This window comes from Halogeometricum sp. S1BR25-6, from assembly GCF_031624495.1.
Lineage (GTDB): Archaea > Halobacteriota > Halobacteria > Halobacteriales > Haloferacaceae > Halogeometricum > Halogeometricum salsisoli.
Genome location: NZ_JAMQOP010000002.1, coordinates 1 through 19,169 on the forward strand (window position 1 = coordinate 1; position 19,169 = coordinate 19,169).

The window sequence follows — 19,169 nt, forward strand, 5'->3', positions numbered from 1 at the left end:
TTAAGCTCGCCAGCGTGAACGCAAGTACTGGAGTGTGCGAACCTCTGGGAACACGTTCTCGCCGCCTCCCACTCATACTCAAACGCAGACGCGAACGATACTCAACTGCGGATTCATTCGCCCGCGCAGGACCGACCCGCGCGGGCGAGTTTCATTTCGAAAAGCGAAGAGCGACTGCCACGCCCGAGACGCATCTGCCCGTCGTGGACTCGATAGCCGGGGTGCTGCGGACGCCCCGAACCACGCTCAGAATCTGTTCGGCGAGGGATTCCGTCCATTCGCTCTTGGTACCGACTACGGTCTTCGTTTCGCGACGAAACCCGCGCAGTCTGCCGATTAAGCCGAATTAAATCCGGCTAAAACGAGCTATAGTCGGATTTAGATACTATCTCTATTATGTGTATGTAGGGTGTAGATGAGAGTGCAATGCGCATCAAATCACTGACGGTCGTGCTGGCACTGCTGGTCGTGACCGCCGCCCTTCCGGGGGCGGCGAGTGCGGCGACGAGGGTGAGCGTCGACGTCGAACAGGACGAGGCGACGGGCGAAGCGCTCGTCCTCGTCACAGACAACGGAACCGCGGTCGAGAACGCGACGGTGAACGTCACCGGGGAACTGGCGTACGCGGGCGCGGGGACGTACCAAACGGACGCGAACGGGAGCGTCACGCTCCCCGAACCCGCGGAGACGCAGAACGTCACCGTCGTCGCGACGGACGGCGACGCGACGGACGAGACGACTGTCCGTCTCGTCGGCGCCGGACTGACGCTCGACGTCGCACAGGCCGACGACGGTACCGTGACCGTCGGCGTCGCCCGCGACGGTAGCGGAGTCGCGAACGCGACGGTCAACGTCGCCGTCGAGAACGGTAGCTACGCCGCGGCCGGCAACCACACCACCGACGAGAACGGCACGGTCGAACTCGCCGCGCCCGCGGAGAACGTCACCGCGACGGTCACCGCCTCGGAGGCCGACGAGACGGCCACCGAGACGGTGACGCTGCTCGCACCGACGGTGCCGCTCGAGTTGACCGTCGAACAGGATGCCGGCGTCGAAATCGGCGTCTCCCGCGGCGACGGCGCGGTGGAGAACGCGACGGTGACCGTGGCGAGCGCCAGCGACTACGTGGGGACCGGAACCTTCGAGACCGGCGAGGACGGAACCGTCTCCCTGCTCGCGCCGACGGAGAACGTCTCCGTGACGGTGACCGCGACGGCCGACGGCGACACAGTCTCCGAGACGGTCGCGTTGACGACGGAGTTCGTCGGAGAGCAGAAGAACTTCGGACAGGCGGTGAAGACGTTCCTCGACGCACTGCGCGCCGCGGGCTTCAACGGCCCGCCGGGACGGATCATCTCGGACTTCGTGACGGCGAACAATCCCGGTAACGCGGACGACGCGCCGGGCCGGTCCGATGCGGCGGACCGCTCGAACGCGCCGGGCCGGTCTGACGCGGCCGGACAGGGAGCGAACGCTTCCGCGGCCGCCGACCGAGGCGCCGACGGCGAACGCGGGGCGCCGGAGCACGCGAAGAAGGGGAAGAACCCGGACGACTCCGATTCGGACTCCGACGCGCCGGAAGACGACCGAGCGGCGAACGACGCCGGTGAAGACGACGTCGACGAGGACGACGCCGACGGCGCGGACGAGGACGATTCCGACGACGACGAGGAACGCTCCTCCTCGAACCGAGGCAACGGAGGGGGGAACGGGAACGGGAACGGGAACGGGAACGGTAACGGCAACGACAGAAAGAACGAGTAACCGCTCGGAACGCGACCGAACCCGACGTCGATACCGACATCGACATCGACCCGGGTTATCGACGCCCGGGGGTCACGGCTCGGTACGCTCTTTTGCGAGTCGGGTTTCGAGGTCGGAGAGCGGGACGCCCGCGCGCGCGGCGACGCGTTCGGGGTCGACGTCGAAGCGTTCGGACGCACACACCGCGCCGACGGCGACGAGTTCGTTGCGCGTGTCCGGCGGCGACCACGTCGGAACGAGCGGTTCTGACTCGGCCGTCGACTCCAGGGCGGAGACGGCGACGGTGCACACCAACGCCGCGGTCAGCGGGTCGGACCGCGGGTCGCCGGCGTCTTCGCGGGCGCGTTCGACCGCGCCGGCCAGCGCGAAGTAGCGTCGCGCGTCCGACGCTTCGAGCAGCGCCCGTTCGAGGGCGCTGTCGACGACGGCGGACAGGGCGTCCACGTCGGGCGAGTCGGTCACGCCTCGCCCGTCGCTTCGAGGTCCGCGCCGACGACGGTGCCGTCCGGGCGGAGCGTGACGCGTCCGAGCGTCACCGTCTCGCCGTTCGGCGTCTCGGTCGCGATGGCGCGAAGGGTGCGCTCTCGGTCGAGTCGCTCCCAGACGACTTCCTCGACGAGACGCTGGAACTCCTCGGGGTCGGTCCACCCGGAGTCGATGTCCGAGGGGACGCGGACGACGAACTGCAGGTCGGACTCGGTGACGTGGATGCCGACGCCGAACGTGTCCCCGGCGGCGCGGCCGTCGGTGTCTCCGTCCGCGTCCGCCCTCGCCCTCTCGTTCTCGTCTGCCTTCGCGTCCCCGTCGCTGTCGGTCATGTCGGGTCCTCGGGGGCGACGCGGCAAATAATCGGTGGTGCGTCGGGGGAGTCGAAGCGTCGGCACGTCGGCGCGGCGACGACTTGCGACGTCCGGCCCCGTGCGAACTGCCAGCACGGGCCTGAGAGCGAACGGATAGGACGCCTTTTGCCCGCCGAGTAATTTCGAGAAGTCAATGAGCTACAAGATCGGACTCGTCGGCAAACCCTCCGTCGGCAAGTCCTCTTTCTTCAACGCGGCGACGATGAACGACGTGCCCGAGGGCGCGTACCCGTTCACGACCATCGACCCTTCCGTCGGCGAGGCGTACGTCCGCGTCGACTGCGCGGCCCCCGAGTTCGACGAGACTTGTACCCCCTCGGTGGGTTACTGCGACGACGGCACGCGCTTCGTCCCGGTGAAACTCGTCGACGTGGCCGGTCTCATCCCCGGCGCGCACGAGGGGAAGGGCCTCGGTAACCAGTTTCTCACCGACCTGAACGAGGCGGACGTCCTCGTCCACGTCGTCGACTTCTCCGGCGAGACGGACATCGAGGGCGAGGCCACCGAGGGCCACGACCCGCGCGAGGATATCGACTTCCTGGAGGGCGAACTCGACATGTGGTATCTCGACATCTTGGAGAAGGGACTGGAGCGCTACCGGACGGGATACGACGGCGACGAGAAACACGTCGAGGAGGACCTCGCCGAACAGATGTCGGCGTTCAAGACGAACAAAGACGAGATAAAGCAGGTCGTGCTCGGTCTCGGCCTCTCCTTGGACCCCGACGAGTGGGACGCCGAGGACAAGGAGGCCATCGCCCGCGAGATTCGCAAGCGGACGAAGCCGATGCTCATCGCGGCGAACAAGATGGACAAGCCGGCCGCACAGGAGAACTTCGCGGAGATAACGTCGGACCCCGAGTACGAACACCTCACGTTCGTCCCCGCCAGCGCGCACGCGGAGAAGGCCTTGAAGAAGGCCGCCGACGGGGGCGTCGTCGACTACGAACCGGGCGCGGCCGACTTCGACATCGTCGGCGACGTGAGCGACGACCAGGAGGCGGGACTCGAACAGATCGGGGAGTTCCTCGACGCCTACGACGGGTCGGGAGTTCAGCAGTCGCTGGAGGCCGCCCTGTTCGACGTGATGGGCGCCATCGCCATCTTCCCCGGGAGCGCCAACGGGAAGTCCGACTCGGAGGGGGTGTTCCGCGACTGCTTCGTCCTGCCCGAGGGGTCGACCACCGAGGACTTCGCGTACCACCTGCACTCGGATATCGGCGACGGCCTCCTGCACGGCATCGACGTTCGGTCGAAGCGACAGGTCGGCTCCGACCACGAACTGGCGCACAGGGACGTGCTCGAGATCGTAACGACTGGTTAACTTTCGGACTGGTACGACTTACTACATAAGGCGAGTCGCATGAACTATGGGTGATGAGCCGATACGGACCTACGATGCGGGAGGAAAGCCCTGCTCTCGACGCCACCCTTTCTGGGGAAATCGGTGGCCTCGGAGGAGACGTGACGCTCGACGACCTCTTCGGGGACGACTGGATGGCGATGCACACGGACAGCGAGTCCATCGCCGAGTTCATCCAGTCGTGCGACTACGAGGTCGACGACCAGGAATCGTTCGAGAACATTCCGGACAGGAAGTGGGACGACCACGTGGCGGCCCACTCGCAGTTCGACGACTGGCGTTCGATGCTGTCGGCCGCCGTCGAGACGTACGTCGGTATCGTGCGTCCGACGCCCGACGCCGGGTCCGACCCGAACGACCCGGCCGCGGAAGCGAGCGACTGACCGACCGAGAGCGACACGCTATCCATCCCGACTCACCTTACCTGACGCGACCCGAGTCCGGTCGGTTCGAACCGGACCGACCCGACCCGGCTCGAATCGACTCGATACGATACGAGTCGCGACCGACTGACTGACCCGACTCACCCCGCGCCGCGACGGCCGCGGAGGTGTTCGAAGACGGCACCGACCAGTTTGTTCTCCGCGCGGCGGAGATGCTCCTCCGCCGTCCGTCGACCGACGCCCAGTCGTTCGGCCAGTTCTTCGGTCGTCGTTCGCCGCGGAATCTCGTAGTGCCCCTCCTCGACGGCCGCGCGCAGGGCGTCGTACTGGCGCGGGCTGAGGTCCGGCAGGAGGTCCGCCGGCGACGGCGGCGACCCCTCGGCGACGGCGTTCACGCGCCGCTTCGACCGCACGTCGACGGCCGTGCCGTCGGCGACGAGTTCCCGGTAGACGGCCGTCAGCGACGCGGGGTCGAGGGCGAGGACGCGGCAGAGTTTCGCGCCGCCCTCGTAGCGGACGGGCGGGAGCAGGAGGCAGTCGTTTCGGACGAGGTACGCCTCGATGGCGTTCGGTTCCCGCCGCCGCAGGCAGTCGTCGGTGATAAGGAGGACCTCCCCATCCCTGTCGAGTCGCTCCCGGACGCCGACCGCGCGTTCGACGCGTTCGACCACCGCCTCGGCGGACGGCCCGCGGATGTGCAACAGGTCGCAGTGTTCGTTGCACCACAGTTCGAGCGACGCGTCCGTCTCCGCCGTCGCCAGCGTGTAGCCGCCGTCTCCGACTATCTCGAACGTCGCCTCGTACACGCCGACACGTCCGCGGCGGTAGTATATAAATCACCCTCCGAAAGGAGGCCGAGCGAGTATCCGTGGCGGGCGTCGACTAGTTGCATGGACGAGACGAACGGACGAGACGGGGCGGCCGGACGTGAGCGTCCGAACGGCGGACGCGAAGAGAGCGGGGAGACGGGCCGACGCCGGTTCGACGTCGGCGACCCCTCCGCGGAGTGGAAGCGGTATCAGGGGTCGCCCACCGGAACGGATATCGAGTGCCGGGGATGGCGACAAGAGGCGGCCCTGCGGATGCTGAACAACAACCTCGACCCGGAGGTGGCCGAACGCCCCGAGGACCTCGTCGTCTACGGCGGCACCGGCCGCGCGGCCCGGTCGTGGGACGCCTACGACGCCATCCTCGCGGAGTTGCGCGAGTTGGGCGACGAGGAGACGCTCTTGGTCCAGTCGGGTAAACCGGTCGGGCGCTTCCGCACGCACGAACGCGCCCCGCGGGTGCTCATCGCCAACTCCAATCTCGTCGGGAAGTGGGACAACTGGGAGCACTTCCACGAACTGGAGGCCGAGGGGAAGATGATGTACGGGCAGATGACCGCGGGGTCGTGGGCGTACATCGGCACGCAGGGCATCCTGCAGGGAACGTACGAGACGCTGGCCGAACTCGGCCGCCGGCATTTCCCCGACGAGGAGGGCCTCCGGGGCAGAATCGCCGTCACCGGCGGTCTCGGCGGGATGGGCGGCGCGCAACCCCTCGCGGTGACGATGAACCGCGGCGTCTGCATCGCCGCCGAAGTGGACGAAGAGAGAATCGACCGGCGCATCGAGACGGGGTACTGCGAAGAGAAGACCGACTCCGTGGCCGAGGCGGTCGAACGCGCCGAAGCGGCCGCGGAGGCGGGCGAACCGTACAGCGTCGGCGTCCACGGCAACGCGGCCGACGTGCTCGAAACCATGCTCGAACGCGGCTTCGTCCCCGACGTCGTCACCGACCAGACTAGCGCGCACGACGAACTGGAGGGGTACTACCCGAGCGGGTATTCGGTGACAGAAGCGGACGCCCTCCGCGAGTCGGACCCCGAGCGATACGTCGAGGAGAGCGTCGACACGATGGCGCGGCACGTCGGCGCCATCCTGGCGATGCAAGAGCGGGGGAGCGTCGCCTTCGAGTACGGTAACAACATCCGCGGGCAGGTGGAGTCGTACCGAGGGGACGTGGACGTTCCCGCGCGCGACGCGGGCAGCGGCGGGGCCGACTCCCGGTCGCCCTTCGACTTCCCCGGTTTCGTCCCGGCGTACGTCCGGCCGCTCTTTTGCAGGGGCAAGGGACCGTTCCGCTGGGCCGCTCTCTCCGGCGACCCCGCGGACATCCGACGGACCGACGACGCGGTCCTCGACCTGTTCCCCGACGACGACCGCCTCGCGCGGTGGATTTCGCTCGCCCGCGAGGAGGTGCAGTTCCAGGGACTCCCCGCCCGCGTCTGCTGGCTCGGGTATCGGACGGACGAGGAGGGCCTGACCGAACGCGCTCGCTTCGCCCTGCGGATCAACGAACTCGTCGCGCAGGGCGAAATCTCGGCGCCGATAGTCGTCACCCGAGACCACCTCGACGCCGGGAGCGTCGCTAGTCCGCACCGCGAGACGGAGGCGATGCGCGACGGCACCGACGCGGTGGCCGACTGGCCGATTCTGAACGCCCTGCTCAACTGCGCCGCCGGCGCCGACATCGTCAGCGTTCACGACGGCGGCGGCGTCGGTATCGGCAACGCCCTGCACGCGAACAACCACATCGTCCTCGACGGCTCGGACCTCGCGGCCGAGAAGGCGCGCGCGGTGTTCACCACCGACCCCGGTATGGGGGTGATTCGCCACGCCGACGCCGGCTACGAGGAGGCGCTGGACGAGGCGGAGCGCTCGGGTGCTCACGTCCCGATTCCGCCCACGGAAACGGGGCCGGCGGCCGGCGCGTCGGAGTCGGACGAGCGAGCGGAGGAAAAGGAGGCAGAACGCCGATGACGGCGGAGATGGACCCCGCCCCTGAGTGGACCGGTACCTCCGCGGACCCGAACGACGAGCAGTTCGGCCACGTCGTCGAGCGGACGACGCTCGACTCCTCGGACGAGTACGACGCCGTCCTCGTCGGCGAACCCTACGACGGCGCGGTCATCGGCCGTCCCGGCGCGCGCGGCGGCCCCGCCGCCATCAGGGAGGCGCTCGCGGGGGTGAAGACCCACCACTTCGACGGCGGACCGGTCGGAACCGTCGCCGACGCGGGCGATGTTCGCGTCGCGCGCGGGGCTTCGTCGGTCCGCGACGTGCAGGAGTCGCTGCGAGAGACGACGAAGGAACTGTACGAGGCGGGAGCGCTCCCGGTGTTCCTCGGCGGCGACAACTCGCTCACCTACCCGAACGTCGTCCCCCTCGTCGAGTCCGCGAGCGCCGACGGCGGGCGCGTCGGCGTCGTCAGCCTCGACGCCCACCTCGACTGCCGCGAGGTGCGCGAGGGCGAGGGACCGACCAGCGGCACACCCTACCGACAACTCCACGACGCGGGGTTGGAGACGCTCTGCGTCGTCGGCGCGCGGCACTTCGAGACCAGTTCGATATACGCCGACTACCTCCGGGAGCGAGGCGGCACCGTCGTGACCGCCGAGTCCGTCGCGGCGGGCGTCGACCCGACCCTCGAACGGATTCGGAGCGCCGTCGCCGACGCGGACTCGCTGTATCTCAGCATCGACGTCGACGTGCTCGACGCGGCGGCCGCGCCGGGCGTCAGCGCGCCGACGCCGGGCGGTCTCGCGTCGAGAGAGCTGTTCGCTCTCGTCCGCGGCGTCGCCGCCGACGAACGGGTGCGAGGGTTCGAGGTGGTCGAGTGCGCGCCGCAGTTGGACCCGACGCCGACCGGCCTCACCGCCGCGACGGCCGCCCGCGCCGTCGCCCACTTCTTCGCGGGGGTGGCGGCGTGACCGACCTCCTCCTGACGAACGCCGCGGAAGTCGTGGCGTACGCCGACCACGAGCGACTGGAACGAGTCGAGGACGGCGCCGTCGTCGTCGAGGAGGGTCGCGTCGTCGCCGTCGGTCCGACCGACGAGGTGCTCGGAGACCATCCCGAGAGCGGCGCCGACGAGGTGCTCGACTGTTCGGGACGAGCGGTCGTCCCGGGCTTCGTCGACCCGCACACGCACGCCCTGTTCGCCGGCGACCGCTCCGACGAGTTCGAGGCCAAGTTACGGGGGAAGACGTATCAGGAGATTCTCGCCGACGGCGGCGGCATCCTCCGGACCGTCGACGCGGTGCGGGAGTCCTCGACCGGCGAGTTGGTCGAGAATCTCGTCGAGCAGTTCGACGCGATGCTCGCGCACGGGACGACGACGGTGGAGGTGAAGTCGGGGTACGGCCTCGACGCGGAGACCGAACTCCGGATGCTGGAAGCGATAGACCGGGCGGCCGCGGCGCACCCGATTCGCGTCGTCCCGACGTTCATGGGCGCGCACGCCGTCCCGCGGGGCAGCGACGCCGACGACTACGTCGAGGAGGTCGTCGAAGAGCAGATTCCGGCCGTCGCGGGGCAGGGAATCGCGGAGTTCTGCGACGTCTTCTGCGAGGAGGGCGTCTTCGACGTCGAGCAGTCTCGACGAGTGCTGGAAGCCGGGAGGGAACACGGTTTGACCCCGAAAGTCCACGCCGAGGAGTTGAGCCACCTCGGCGGGACGGGACTGGCCGCCGAGGTGGGGGCCGCGAGCGCCGACCACCTCCTGCACGCGACGGGAGACGACATCGACGCCCTCGTCGACGCCGGCGTGACGCCCGTCCTCCTGCCAGGGACGGCGTTCGGCCTCGGCGCCGAGTACGCCGACGCCGAGGCGTTCCTCGCTCGCGACGCCCCCGTCGCACTCGCCACCGACTTGAACCCGAACTGCTACTCGCAGAGCGTGCCCTTCGCCATGACACTCGGGTGCGTCGAGATGGGACTGACGCCCGCGCAGGCGCTCGGCGCGTCGACGGTCAACGCCGCGCGCGCGGTGGACCGCCCCGACGCCGGCCGACTCGAATCCGGGTCGCCGGCCGACCTCGCAATTCTCGACGCCCCGAGCCACGTCTATCTCCCGTACAACTTCGGCGTGAACAGCGTGGACGCCGTCGTCGTCGGCGGAGAAACGGTCGTCGAGGGCGGAACGGTCCTCGACCGGGAGGTGGTCGCGTGAGCGATTCGCGCGACGCCGAGACGGTCGTCGTCGACGGCGCCTCGCTCACCCCCGCGGACGTGGCGGCGGTGGCCCGCCGCGGCGCGACGGTCGAGATAAGCGAGGACGCGCGGGCGGCCGTCGTCGCCTCGCGCGAACGCGTCGAGGAAATCGTTGAGAGCGGACGGGCCGCGTACGGACTGAACACGGGGTTCGGCCAACTCGTCGACACCCGCATCGAGGAGTCGGAGATAGAACGCCTCCAGACCAACCTCCTGCGGAGCCACGCCTCCGGCGCCGGCCGCGCCCTCGACGAGGAGGAGGTGCGGGCGATGCTGCTGACGCGGCTGAACGCCCTCGTCAAGGGCTACTCCGGGGTCAGAGCGGTCGTCGTCGACCACCTCGCGACGATGCTGAACGAGCGGATACACCCCGTCGTGCGGTCGCGCGGGAGCCTCGGCGCCTCGGGCGACTTGGCGCCGCTGGCGCACCTCTCTCTCGTGCTCATCGGCGAGGGTGAGGCCACCGTCGACGGCGAACGCCTCTCGGGGGCGGACGCGCTGGCGACGGCGGGGCTGACGCCGCTGACGCTGGCTCCCAAGGAGGGACTGGCGCTCATCAACGGGACGCAGTTGACGACGGGCGTCGCCGCCTTGCTCGTCGTCGACGCCGAACGGGTCTGCGAGGCCGCCGACGCCGCCGGCGCCCTCACCACGGAGGTGACGATGGGGACGACGGCGAACTGCGACCCGGCCGTCCAGCGCGTCCGCCCGCATTCCGGGCAGGCCGCGACGGCCGAGCGAATCAGGAGACTCACCGCCGACTCCGAAATCGTCGAGTCGCACGCGAACTGCGACCGGGTGCAGGACGCCTACTCGATTCGATGCATCCCGCAAGTCCACGGCGCGGTGCGCGACGCCGTCGACCACCTCCGCGAGGCCGTCGAAGTCGAACTCAACAGCGCCACCGACAACCCGCTGGTCTTCGGTGCGGCGGAGGCCGACAGCCGAGCGACCGGAACGGACGACGCGGTGGTCATCTCCGGCGGCAACTTCCACGGCGAACCGCTGGCGCTCCGTCTCGACTACTTCGTCGGCGCGCTCACGGAACTCGCGGCCATCTCCGAACGACGGGTCGACCGAATGGTGAACCCCAACCTCCAGGAGGCGCACCTGCCGCCGTTTCTCACCCCCGAACCCGGTCTCAACTCGGGGTTCATGATTCCCCAGTACACCGCCGCCTCGCTGATAAACGAGATGCGCGCCACCGGGCGGCCGTCGACGGACAACACGCCCGTCAGCGGCGGACAGGAGGACCACGTGAGCATGAGCGCCACGAGCGCCTTCGCCGCCAAGTCGGCACTGGAGAACGCCCGGACCGTCGTCGCCGTCGAACTGCTCACCGGCGCGCAGGCCGCGGAGTTCGTCGACGACTCTTTGACGCACGGCCGCGGGACGAGCGCCGCCTACGAACTCGTCCGCGAGGCGTCGCCGCCGGTGGTCGAAGACCGGAGCCTCGACGGCGACATGGAGGCCGTCGCCGGCCTCGTCGCCGACGGAACGCTGTCCGAACGCCTCGCCGACGCCCTCTCGGACTCGCCCCGGTAGCCCGGAGACCCGGCGATACCGCCCCGAACTATCACGGTCGTTCCACCGGAAACCGGGTGCGCCGGGGACGATTGCTCGCCGCTCGGACGCAATTGTTTTCACAGTCTACACAATACTATACAATATAGATGTCCGAGAATCGTGGCGGTACCCGCGGACGCGACCACCCTCCGACGGAGTCGAACAGCGACCGGTCGGGCGACCGACCCGCGGCGGACCCGAACGTGGGCCGGGGGTTGCTCGACGAGGAGATGGGTCCGAGTTCGGCGATGGCGCACCTCTACCGAGGCGAGATACACCGGATGACGCTCTGGCGCGAGCGACTGGACCGGACGACCAACTGGGCCGTCATCCTCCTCGTCGGGGTGCTCACGTGGGCGTTCTCGCAGGCGACGAACCCCCACTACGTCCTCCTCCTCGGCAACGCCGCCGTCGGCCTCTTTCTCGTCACCGAAGCGCGTCGTTACCGCGCGTACGACGTGTGGCGCTCGCGAGTGCGTTACCTGCAAGAACACGTCTGGGCGCCCGGCCTCGACCCGGAGGCGTCGCTGCGGGACGAGGACTGGCGCGCCGAACTCGCGCGCGACTACCGGAACCCGACGCTGAAGATAACGCTCGAGGAGGCCCTGGCACACCGTCTCAGACGCGTGTACCTGCCGCTGTTCGCCGTCCTGAACGGCGCGTGGCTCCTCCGCGTGACGTCGTTCGCCGGCGACCCCTGGCCCGCCAGCGCCGCCATCGGCCGGATTCCCGGCGCCGTCGTCGTCGCCGCCGTCGTCGTCCTGTTCGTCGGCGCCGCGGCCATCGCCTACCGGCCGCGGACGTGGCACACGCGCGGCGAACTGCTCGCAGAGGACCTGCGCCGCTACGAGGGGAGCGACAGCCTTCGGCACACGCAGGCGGAGTCCCGGTCGGAACGGCGCGACAGACGGGAGCGGGAACGCGAATCGAGGACGGAGGGGAGCGACGACCCGGAGAGCCACTGACGTCGTTCGGGGACCGCGAGTCCCGCGCAGTCAGGTCTCCAGGCGGTACAGCGAGGCGAGGAGCAGTCCGACCCCGACCGCGAGGAGCGTCGCTTCGGCGGTCCTGAGGAGGTACAGTTCCCGACCGAACGCCTGGTAGCCGCCGTTCACGCCGAACTCGTACACCGCTTCGGTGACCGACCCGAACGCGAGAAAGGAGAAGCCGGCGGACGCGACGAGAAACGACGTCGCCCCCTCTCGCCGGTACGCCTTGTACGCGATGCTCGCCAGCAGCGCAAACAGGAGGAAGACGACGAGGTTCGAGACGCCGAACGCGACGGCCTCCGCCGACTCCTGCGCCTGCAGTGTGACGCGGGCGACCGGAAGTGCCCTCATCCGCTCTGTGACTCACCCAAGGAGCGCCACACGCGGCTGAACCGGTCGACGAGGTCGTCTCGAACCGTGACGTCGACGCGGAACCGCTCTCTGTCGACGGTGAGCGTCACCGACCGGACCCGGGTCTCGTACGTGCTGTAGTGGTCACCGTCGTCGGTTATCTGCGTCTCCTCTCGCAGCAGGTTCGCGTCGACGAGGTCGTCCGTGTGCCGGTACACCGTCGCGACGGAGACACCGACCTCCTCCTGTAGGTTCTGCGCCGACATCGGCTCGCGGTTCGCGAGGCAAAGTATCTCTCTGGCGTCCTCGCTGGCCAGCGCGTCGACGAGTTCGTCGGTGTCTGCGTCCATCCTCCCACCCGTACCCTACCGGTCGGACACGTTTCACCGTTGTGCCGGCACCGCGTTTGCAGGACCTGTGAACGCGGTTCGGCTTCAAGGGGCGAGCGCCGCTACGTTCGACCAGAGATGAGCACCGACTGGGAGTCCGTCGCCGGTGACGCACACGCATCGCACGCGAGCGAAAACGCGGACGTCGCAGTGAGGGCGCCTCTCGAAGCGTTCGGCGCCGAGCGGTGGGACGGCGTCGACGCCGACCCGCCGATGGAGCGAATCGTCGTCGACACCGACGCTGGAGGAGACGACGAAGTGGGCGTCACCGTCGAGGGGCGACTCGAAGACGCGAGCGTCGACTCCGTGGTTGCGCTCGTCGCGGAGGACTACTGCGCCGACAGAATAGTGGTCGACGACCCGTCGTCGTCCGAGGACGCGGCGAGCGTCTCCTTCGAGGGCGGCTTCGACGAACGGACCGGACTGCTCGGAGAGGTGGCCGGTTCAGACGCCGACTTCGACCATCTCGCCTTCGACCCCGAGCGAGGGGACGGAGACGATATCGGATTCTCGCTGCACGGTCGGTTCGACGATGCGGGGGTCGGCGGAGACGGTGACTCCGTCCCCGACAGCCGCATCGTCATCGAACCCGAAGGCGAGTGAGCGACGTTCCCGTTATCTGACCCGTCTTCGAGCGGCCACCATCGCGTGGACGACGCGACCGCTCCGCGCTGCATCCCGTACCGTTCCGCGACCGCTCTCGCACCGAGACCATCGCGGAGCCGAGCGTCTCCGATCTGACTCCGCGAGGAAACGCTCCGCTCTTCACGTACTACGTTCGGAGAATGCTCCGGCAGGGATTCGAACCCTGGTCATCACCGTGAGAGGGTGATATGATTGGCCGGACTACACCACCAGAGCGCATCCTACCGTATCGCTCCGACGAATAAAACCGTTCCGTTTCGGGACGGGTGTGGCGTGCGGTGGCGCATCGTCGCGCCGCCCTCGTCGGGGTGTACGGACGACCTACGCCGCCCGGTCGCCGCCGCGGTAGACGGCGTCGGCGTCGCGCCACGCCGTCGCGTCCTCGTTCGGGTCGGCGTCGAGAACGAGGAGGTCCGCGCGGTACCCCTCCGCGACGCGGCCCGCTTCGACGCCGAGCAGTTCCGCGACGGTGGCGGTGGCCGCTTCGAGCGCCTCCGCGGGGGTGAGACCGTACTCGACCAGCAGTTCCATCTCGCGGAGGGCGTTCTCGCCGTGGAAATTGAACGGCGTCCCCGCGTCGGTGCCCATCGCTATCTTCACGCCGGCGTCGAGGGCGTGCTCCCACGCGCGCTCGAAGCGCTCCTGTGCGTCCTCGGCCTTCTCCACCGCCTCGTCGGGGATGCCCGCCTCGACGCCGTTCTCGACGATACCCTCCAGGGCGCTGGCCGTCGGCACCCAGTACGTTCCCTCGCGGGCCATCAGGTCCGCCGTCTCCCTGTCCATGAACGTCCCGTGCTCGACGCTCGTGATTCCGGCGCGGACGGCGTTCTCGATGCCATCTTTCCCGTGGGCGTGCGCGGCGGTCGGAACGCCCGTCGCCGACGCCGCGTCGACGAGGGCGGCGAGTTCGTCCTCGGCGAGTTCCGGCGCGCCCGTGACCGCGCCCTCGGTGAGGACGCCGCCGGTGGCCATACATTTCACGACGCCCGCGCCGCGCTTCAGTTGCTCGCGAACCGCCTTTCGGACCTCGTCGGGACCGTCGGCCTCGCGACCGAACCAGTGACCGTGCCCGCCGGTCATCACGACGTTCCGCCCGCAGGCGACGACGCGCGGGCCGGAGAGCACGCCCGCCTCGACCGCCCGGCCGGCGTCGAGGGCCAGCGTCCCCGGCGCGCCGAGGTCCCGAACCATCGTCACGCCCGCTTCCACGGTCGCACGAAGGTTCGCGGCGGCGCGATAGCTCAGCATCTCTCGGCTCTCGGCGTCGACCGTCGCCACGTCCGGCCGGCCGTCCATCATCAGGTGGACGTGCGAGTCGATCAGTCCCGGTGCGAGCACCTTGCCCGCGGCGTCCACCGTCTCGGTTTCGCCCTCGTCCTCACTGCCGTCGGCCGAATCGGCCGCGTCCGTCCCCACCGCGACGATGGTTCCCGCGTCGGTATCGACGACCACGTCCGCCCGTCGCGTCCCGTCGGCGTCGGCCACGCGCCCGCCGACGAAGACGAGTCTGTCTGCGTCCATGCCGCGTCGGTTTTGCGCCCCCCGGCCTAAGCGTCCGGGTAGCGGTACCCTACGACGTCGGCGGGTGGCGGAGTCGAACGAGAAGACACGGGGAGGCTCAGTCGTCCGTCGGGCGCGAGTCGCCGACGCGAACCTCGTCGCCGACGGCGAGCGTCTCACCCCACGAGGACGCCGCGACGCGCGTGTTCACCATGAGGCGGAAGTCGTGGTCGAACCAATCGCCGTCGGACTCCGTCCGACGAGACCCGGAGCGTCGCTCCGGGACGCCGCCGGACCACGCGGGCATCGTCTCGCGCCGACGCCGGACGAACGTCTCGCGGAACCCGTCGTACGCCGCGCCCGTGTCGGGGTCGCGCGAGGGGACGACGCAGCGCTGACACGGGTTGACGCCCGCGAACTCGACGTCGCCGATTCGGAAGTCGACGACGCGGCCCCGTCGGTCGAACAGGCGGTCCTCCCAGAACGCCGGCAGGTCGCCGTCGAGACCGCCGAGTTCGACGTTCGCGCGCAGGCGTCGGCGCATCTCCTTGACGCTGATACCGTCGAACCACGAGGCGACTTCGCGAAGCGTCGCGGTGCTGACGACCGTCGGGCCCGACGCCTCGGTGTCGTCCGGAAAGCCGCCGTCGCGGTTCCGCCGGAGCGACACCTCGTAGCCGACGTGTTCGGAGAGCAAGCCGGTCAGCCTCCCCCTGTCGCCGTCGTCGTCCACGTCGAACCGTTCGGTTTCCCGGTCGGGAAGTGTCACTCCCAGCGTCCGCGTCTCGGGGTCGAACTCGGTTCCGACGCGGTGAATCGAGCGCTCCCGCTTGCCGTTGACGTACTCGCCCGCAGAATCGAACAGCGCGAACTCCCGGTCGCCGTCGAGGCCGCCGTTGCGGACCACGCGCACCGACTCGCGGTCGCACCCGTCGAGTGATTTCACCGGAAACGTCGTGAGGCGCCGGACGACGGCCGTCGGGGCGTCGTCTGGGTCGAAGCGAGTTCCCGACGTCCGTTCGGTCCGGTCGTCCGTCATCGCGCCTTACTGGGCTTCGTCGGAGTCGTCCGTTCCGGGGACGTGTTCGGAGAGCACTTCGTCTATCTCGTCCTCGTCGACGTCGCGGTAACCCTCCGAGGAAAGCGTGACGGCGCTCACGTCCGGTGATTCGAGTTCGTCGTCGGTGACGAGGAGGCCGCGGACGGCGAGGTCGACGCCGTCGGACAGCGACAGTTCCTCGGTCCACTCCTCTTCGAGGAACTCCTGGATGTCGTTGCGCTTCGCGCCGATGGCGACCGCCTTCCACTCCTGCGGCGCCCCGGAGGGGTCCGTCTGGAACAGACGCGGTTGGGCGTCCTCGCCCTCGCCGTCCATCCCGCCGATGAGGAGGGAGGCGCCGAACGGGCGGGTGCCGCCGCGCTGGGTGGTCTCCTGAATCATGTCGGAGAGCGACGTGGTCAGCGTCTCCACGCCGATGGGTTCGCCGTAGCGAAGGTGGTTCACCTGCGCCTCCTGCCGAGCGTCGTCGACGAGTTGCCGGGCGTCGGCGACGTGTCCCGCCGTGGCGGCGCCGAGGTAGCTATCCAGTTTGTGTATCTTCTCGATGCTCTCGGCCTCCATGAGCGACGAACTCGTCCGGCGCTGTGCGGCGAGGACGACGCCGTCGGCGGTCCGGATACCGAGGCTCGGCGCGCCTCGTTTGACCGCCTCGCGGGCGTACTCGACCTGATAGATACGGCCGTCGGGGGAGAACAGCGACGTACCTCGGTCGTACGCCTGCTGGTCGTTCCGATTCATGCCCCCATATCCGACCCCCGGAGGTATAAAAGCACCACCGAGGGCCGATAGTACCGCATCCCGGTAACGTATTTACGTGCACCGCGCGAGCCACGGGCCGGACGTCGCGCGGGCGGCCGGTTCAGAGCGTCTCGACCGGCGCGTCGGGGGCGTTCTCCTTCACGCTCCGAATTCCCTGTCTGGCCTTCTGTCTCGTGGCGTACCCCTCGCCGCTGTCGGCGAGGATGTTGCCGTTGCGGTGGACGAGTCGCCAGCGGTACTTCTCCTCTTTGTCCTCGTAGAGTTCGAACGTGGCGGTCACGCTCTCCGGTTGGTGAGGCGGCGACAAAAAGCGTCGTTCCGGACGGACCGACGAAGGACGCACCCCAGAGCGTCCGTTCGCTCGGAGGCGGGACGACGGCTTCGACGACCCGAACGACGGTGTCGCACCGCGCAGACGAACCTTTTCTCCGTGGACGCCGTTCGGACCGACGTGTCCTACACCTCTCGAACCGTCGTCGCGGTGTTCGTCGTCGGCCTCCTCGTCGGCGGCGGTGCAGTCGCGTTCGTCCTGCCCGGGTCGGTGACGACGAGTCCGACGTCCTCGACGGGCGCCGCCACGGGGTGCGTCGCCGACCCGCCCGCCGGGCCGTCGTCGTACCTCGTCCGCGTCCCCGACGGCGACCTGACGACGTTCCTGTTCAACCGCACGTTCGCACACGAGTCGACGTCGCTCCAGATTCGCGGCACCGTCGAGACGCCCGAACCCGGCACGTACGTCTATCGCGTCACGACGACGCCGGATGCCGACTCCGAGAAGCCCGCTCCCGAGGACTGCACGCCGTTCACGCGGATGGACGGCGTCGCGTCCGTCCCGAGCGACTACGAGCGGTTCTCCGTCGTCGTCGACGGCGAGACGCTGGCGACCGTCGAGAACGACGGTTCGCACGTCATCTTCCGACGCGTCGAGAACGGGACGGCCTGAACCCGCGGTCCGACCGTCTGCGGTCGCTACTCCTCGGTTCGTTCGTAGGTCACGAAGTCGAACTGCTCGCGTTCGTCCCGTTCGACCTCCCGCCACGCCGACTCGTCTCTCGTAGGGAACGCCGTGTCGCCTTCGTAGGACTCGGGAATCTCGGTCAGAATCAGCCGACTCGCCCGCGGGAGGAACTGCTCGTAGACGCGCGCGCCGCCGGCGACGTAGACGGTGGAGACGCCCATCTCCCCGGCGGCGTCCTCGGCCGTCTCGACCGCCTCCTCGAACGACTGCGCGAGCACCGCGCCCGCGGGCAGGTCGAGGTCCCGCGAGGAGAGCACGACGCTCGTCCGGTCGGGGAACGGTTCGCCGATGGCTTCGAGGACGCTCTCGTACGTCTTCCGGCCGACGACGACCGGGTGGCCCGTCGTCGTCCGCTTGAAGTGCGCCATGTCTTCGGGGAGGTGCCACGGCATCCCGCCGTCCCGTCCGATGACGCCGTTTTCGGCGACGGCGGCGACGAGGACGAATTCGACTTCTCCGCGCATCTCACTCGGCCACCGCGAATCGGATGCCCCCGTCGGGCTCGTAGCCGTGCAGTTCGACGTCGTCGCGGGCGAGTTCCTCGAGCGGTTTGTCGGCCACCTCGATAGTCGGCTTGGCGCGCGGTTCGCGGGCGCACTGGGTCAGGAGGCCGGGGACGTGGTCGTAGTCTTCCTCGCCCTCGGGTTCGTCGGGCGCCGCCGCAACCACCCAGTCGCGCACGTCGAGGTACTCCTCTCGCGAATCGACGCCCGTGAGTCGCTCCTGCAGGTCCGAGAGGTGCTCGCCGTACCACGCGCCGCGGTCGCCCGTCCCGCAGTAGACGTGGGCGTCGACGACGGTGTGGGCGAATCTGCCCACCTCGAACCCCGTCCGCTGGGCGACGGCGTGCGCGAGGAGGGCGTACGCCGCGAGGTTGAACGGGACGCCGAGCGCGATATCGCCCGACCGCTGCGTGAGGTGGAGGTTCAGTTCGTCGCCCTGCACGTTGAACACGAACGAGTAGTGACACGGGGGGAGCGTGGAGACGGCGGCGTTGGCGGGGTGCCACGCGTTGACGACCATGCGCCGGGAGTTCGGGTTCTCGCGGAGCGTATCGAGGACGTACTGAATCTGATCGAACGTCCGTTCGCCCTCGTTCATCCAACGGTGGGAGTCCTCGGGCCAGGCCTCGCCCGGCAGTCCCGACTCGGGGACCGGAAAGCGCCGCCAGAAGCGGCCGTAGGCGGTGTCGAGGCGGCCCTCTTCGTCGGCCCACGCGTCCCAGATGCCCGTCTCCTCGCGCAGCGTCCGGATGTGCTCCTCTCCGGACATGTACCAGACGAACTCGTGGAGCAGCGAGTTCCAGCGGAACCCGGAGAGGTCCTTCGTCGTGAGGAGGGGAAAGCCCTCCTGCAGGTCCACCTCGTAGTGGCGGCTGAACGACGAAATCGTGTCGACGCCGGTGCGGTTCGGCTTGTGGTGGCCGCCGGAGAGCACGTCCGAGACCAAGTCGAGATACTGGCGCATGGGGGAAGTTGGGGTTACG

20 protein-coding genes, 1 tRNA gene and 1 pseudogene are annotated in these 19,169 nt (G+C 69.1%); 10 read left to right on the forward strand and 12 right to left on the reverse strand.

All coding sequences use genetic code 11. From position 1 onward, the window contains the following. Window positions 1–426: 426 nt before the first annotated feature. The gene (locus NDI76_RS09865; protein WP_310923904.1) at window positions 427–1,764 is read left to right on the forward strand and encodes a hypothetical protein; all 1,338 of its coding nucleotides are present in this window, start codon (window positions 427–429) and stop codon (window positions 1,762–1,764) included. A gap of 72 nt (window positions 1,765–1,836) precedes the next feature. Here NDI76_RS09865 and NDI76_RS09870 read toward each other — a convergent pair whose 3' ends face one another. Together NDI76_RS09870 and NDI76_RS09875 are read right to left on the reverse strand one after the other, a co-directional pair. Then, window positions 1,837–2,226, reverse strand: coding sequence for a hypothetical protein (locus NDI76_RS09870; protein WP_310923905.1), 390 nt, complete (start codon window positions 2,224–2,226; stop codon window positions 1,837–1,839). Continuing rightward, window positions 2,223–2,582, reverse strand: coding sequence for a DUF8124 family protein (locus NDI76_RS09875; RefSeq protein WP_310923906.1), 360 nt, complete (start codon window positions 2,580–2,582; stop codon window positions 2,223–2,225). Before NDI76_RS09875 ends, NDI76_RS09870 begins: the two co-directional genes overlap by 4 nt. Window positions 2,583–2,757: 175 nt before the next feature. Between NDI76_RS09875 and NDI76_RS09880 the strand changes: the two genes are divergently transcribed. Together NDI76_RS09880 and NDI76_RS09885 are read left to right on the forward strand one after the other, a co-directional pair. Next, window positions 2,758–3,948, forward strand: coding sequence for a redox-regulated ATPase YchF (locus tag NDI76_RS09880; protein ID WP_310923907.1), 1,191 nt, complete (start codon window positions 2,758–2,760; stop codon window positions 3,946–3,948). A 140-nt stretch (window positions 3,949–4,088) separates the two neighbouring features. Beyond that, window positions 4,089–4,370 carry a hypothetical protein gene (locus NDI76_RS09885; protein ID WP_310923908.1) on the forward strand — a complete coding sequence of 94 codons (282 nt, stop codon included), beginning with the start codon at window positions 4,089–4,091 and terminating at the stop codon, window positions 4,368–4,370. A 140-nt stretch (window positions 4,371–4,510) separates the two neighbouring features. On the opposite strand, the gene NDI76_RS09890 is transcribed toward NDI76_RS09885, so the two are convergent. Continuing rightward, window positions 4,511–5,176 carry a helix-turn-helix domain-containing protein gene (locus NDI76_RS09890; RefSeq protein WP_310923909.1) on the reverse strand — a complete coding sequence of 222 codons (666 nt, stop codon included), beginning with the start codon at window positions 5,174–5,176 and terminating at the stop codon, window positions 4,511–4,513. An 84-nt stretch (window positions 5,177–5,260) separates the two neighbouring features. On the opposite strand from NDI76_RS09890, the gene hutU reads away from it, so the two are divergent. From hutU to NDI76_RS09915, 5 genes and pseudogenes are all read left to right on the forward strand, one after another. Continuing rightward, window positions 5,261–7,174 carry a urocanate hydratase gene (hutU, locus tag NDI76_RS09895; RefSeq protein ID WP_310923910.1) on the forward strand — a complete coding sequence of 638 codons (1,914 nt, stop codon included), beginning with the start codon at window positions 5,261–5,263 and terminating at the stop codon, window positions 7,172–7,174. Then, window positions 7,171–8,124, forward strand: coding sequence for a formimidoylglutamase (gene hutG, locus NDI76_RS09900; RefSeq protein WP_310923911.1), 954 nt, complete (start codon window positions 7,171–7,173; stop codon window positions 8,122–8,124). The genes hutU and hutG overlap by 4 nt, the downstream gene beginning before the upstream one ends. Next, window positions 8,121–9,365, forward strand: coding sequence for an imidazolonepropionase (gene hutI, locus NDI76_RS09905; RefSeq protein ID WP_310923912.1), 1,245 nt, complete (start codon window positions 8,121–8,123; stop codon window positions 9,363–9,365). The genes hutG and hutI overlap by 4 nt, the downstream gene beginning before the upstream one ends. After that, a complete protein-coding gene (hutH, locus tag NDI76_RS09910) occupies window positions 9,362–10,951 on the forward strand; it encodes a histidine ammonia-lyase (protein ID WP_310923913.1) in 1,590 nt (529 codons plus the stop codon). The genes hutI and hutH overlap by 4 nt, the downstream gene beginning before the upstream one ends. 128 nt (window positions 10,952–11,079) lie before the next feature. Next, window positions 11,080–11,817: pseudogene (locus tag NDI76_RS09915) on the forward strand (DUF2270 domain-containing protein); the annotation flags it as partial. A gap of 150 nt (window positions 11,818–11,967) precedes the next feature. Here the strand turns inward: NDI76_RS09915 and NDI76_RS09920 are convergent. After that, window positions 11,968–12,312 carry a DUF7521 family protein gene (locus NDI76_RS09920; RefSeq protein ID WP_310923914.1) on the reverse strand — a complete coding sequence of 115 codons (345 nt, stop codon included), beginning with the start codon at window positions 12,310–12,312 and terminating at the stop codon, window positions 11,968–11,970. After that, window positions 12,309–12,662 (reverse strand): ArsR/SmtB family transcription factor, encoded by a 354-nt coding sequence (locus tag NDI76_RS09925; RefSeq protein WP_310923915.1) that lies wholly within the window; start codon window positions 12,660–12,662, stop codon window positions 12,309–12,311. The genes NDI76_RS09920 and NDI76_RS09925 overlap by 4 nt, the downstream gene beginning before the upstream one ends. A gap of 117 nt (window positions 12,663–12,779) precedes the next feature. Here NDI76_RS09925 and NDI76_RS09930 point away from each other — a divergent pair, with 117 nt between their 5' ends. Beyond that, complete coding sequence (locus NDI76_RS09930; protein ID WP_310923916.1) at window positions 12,780–13,304, forward strand: hypothetical protein; 525 nt, start codon at window positions 12,780–12,782, stop codon at window positions 13,302–13,304. 183 nt (window positions 13,305–13,487) lie between these two features. Here the strand turns inward: NDI76_RS09930 and NDI76_RS09935 are convergent. The 5 genes from NDI76_RS09935 to NDI76_RS09955 all read right to left on the reverse strand — a co-directional run bounded on the left by NDI76_RS09935 (window position 13,488) and on the right by NDI76_RS09955 (window position 16,945). Beyond that, window positions 13,488–13,562 (reverse strand) — tRNA-Glu (locus NDI76_RS09935). 105 nt (window positions 13,563–13,667) lie between these two features. Further along, window positions 13,668–14,867 (reverse strand): metal-dependent hydrolase family protein, encoded by a 1,200-nt coding sequence (locus NDI76_RS09940; protein WP_310923917.1) that lies wholly within the window; start codon window positions 14,865–14,867, stop codon window positions 13,668–13,670. A 97-nt stretch (window positions 14,868–14,964) separates the two neighbouring features. Then, window positions 14,965–15,885: an MOSC domain-containing protein gene (locus NDI76_RS09945; RefSeq protein ID WP_310923918.1), complete on the reverse strand. Its 921-nt coding sequence runs from the start codon at window positions 15,883–15,885 to the stop codon at window positions 14,965–14,967. A 6-nt stretch (window positions 15,886–15,891) separates the two neighbouring features. Then, window positions 15,892–16,644, reverse strand: coding sequence for an archaeal proteasome endopeptidase complex subunit alpha (psmA, locus tag NDI76_RS09950; protein ID WP_310923919.1), 753 nt, complete (start codon window positions 16,642–16,644; stop codon window positions 15,892–15,894). 121 nt (window positions 16,645–16,765) lie between these two features. Further along, complete coding sequence (locus NDI76_RS09955; protein WP_310923920.1) at window positions 16,766–16,945, reverse strand: HVO_2922 family protein; 180 nt, start codon at window positions 16,943–16,945, stop codon at window positions 16,766–16,768. Between the two features lie 171 nt (window positions 16,946–17,116). On the opposite strand from NDI76_RS09955, the gene NDI76_RS09960 reads away from it, so the two are divergent. Continuing rightward, window positions 17,117–17,608 (forward strand): hypothetical protein, encoded by a 492-nt coding sequence (locus NDI76_RS09960; protein ID WP_310923921.1) that lies wholly within the window; start codon window positions 17,117–17,119, stop codon window positions 17,606–17,608. Between the two features lie 26 nt (window positions 17,609–17,634). Here NDI76_RS09960 and NDI76_RS09965 read toward each other — a convergent pair whose 3' ends face one another. Continuing rightward, window positions 17,635–18,147, reverse strand: coding sequence for a dihydrofolate reductase (locus tag NDI76_RS09965; RefSeq protein ID WP_310923922.1), 513 nt, complete (start codon window positions 18,145–18,147; stop codon window positions 17,635–17,637). A gap of 1 nt (window position 18,148) precedes the next feature. After that, a complete protein-coding gene (gene thyA, locus NDI76_RS09970) occupies window positions 18,149–19,150 on the reverse strand; it encodes a thymidylate synthase (protein ID WP_310923923.1) in 1,002 nt (333 codons plus the stop codon). Window positions 19,151–19,169: the final 19 nt, after the last annotated feature.

What these genes read in the sequence shown, in the direction of transcription:
- psmA (WP_310923919.1), bottom strand. Translation starts at nt 16,644, where the DNA reads ATGAATCGGAACGACCAGCAGGCGTACGACCGAGGTACGTCGCTGTTC.
- thyA (WP_310923923.1), bottom strand. Translation starts at nt 19,150, where the DNA reads ATGCGCCAGTATCTCGACTTGGTCTCGGACGTGCTCTCCGGCGGCCAC.
- hutG (WP_310923911.1), top strand. Translation starts at nt 7,171, where the DNA reads ATGACGGCGGAGATGGACCCCGCCCCTGAGTGGACCGGTACCTCCGCG.
- NDI76_RS09925 (WP_310923915.1), bottom strand. Translation starts at nt 12,662, where the DNA reads ATGGACGCAGACACCGACGAACTCGTCGACGCGCTGGCCAGCGAGGAC.
- NDI76_RS09875 (WP_310923906.1), bottom strand. Translation starts at nt 2,582, where the DNA reads ATGACCGACAGCGACGGGGACGCGAAGGCAGACGAGAACGAGAGGGCG.
- NDI76_RS09865 (WP_310923904.1), top strand. Translation starts at nt 427, where the DNA reads ATGCGCATCAAATCACTGACGGTCGTGCTGGCACTGCTGGTCGTGACC.
- hutU (WP_310923910.1), top strand. Translation starts at nt 5,261, where the DNA reads ATGGACGAGACGAACGGACGAGACGGGGCGGCCGGACGTGAGCGTCCG.
- NDI76_RS09920 (WP_310923914.1), bottom strand. Translation starts at nt 12,312, where the DNA reads ATGAGGGCACTTCCGGTCGCCCGCGTCACACTGCAGGCGCAGGAGTCG.
- NDI76_RS09940 (WP_310923917.1), bottom strand. Translation starts at nt 14,867, where the DNA reads ATGGACGCAGACAGACTCGTCTTCGTCGGCGGGCGCGTGGCCGACGCC.
- NDI76_RS09945 (WP_310923918.1), bottom strand. Translation starts at nt 15,885, where the DNA reads ATGACGGACGACCGGACCGAACGGACGTCGGGAACTCGCTTCGACCCA.
- NDI76_RS09930 (WP_310923916.1), top strand. Translation starts at nt 12,780, where the DNA reads ATGAGCACCGACTGGGAGTCCGTCGCCGGTGACGCACACGCATCGCAC.
- NDI76_RS09880 (WP_310923907.1), top strand. Translation starts at nt 2,758, where the DNA reads ATGAGCTACAAGATCGGACTCGTCGGCAAACCCTCCGTCGGCAAGTCC.
- NDI76_RS09965 (WP_310923922.1), bottom strand. Translation starts at nt 18,147, where the DNA reads ATGCGCGGAGAAGTCGAATTCGTCCTCGTCGCCGCCGTCGCCGAAAAC.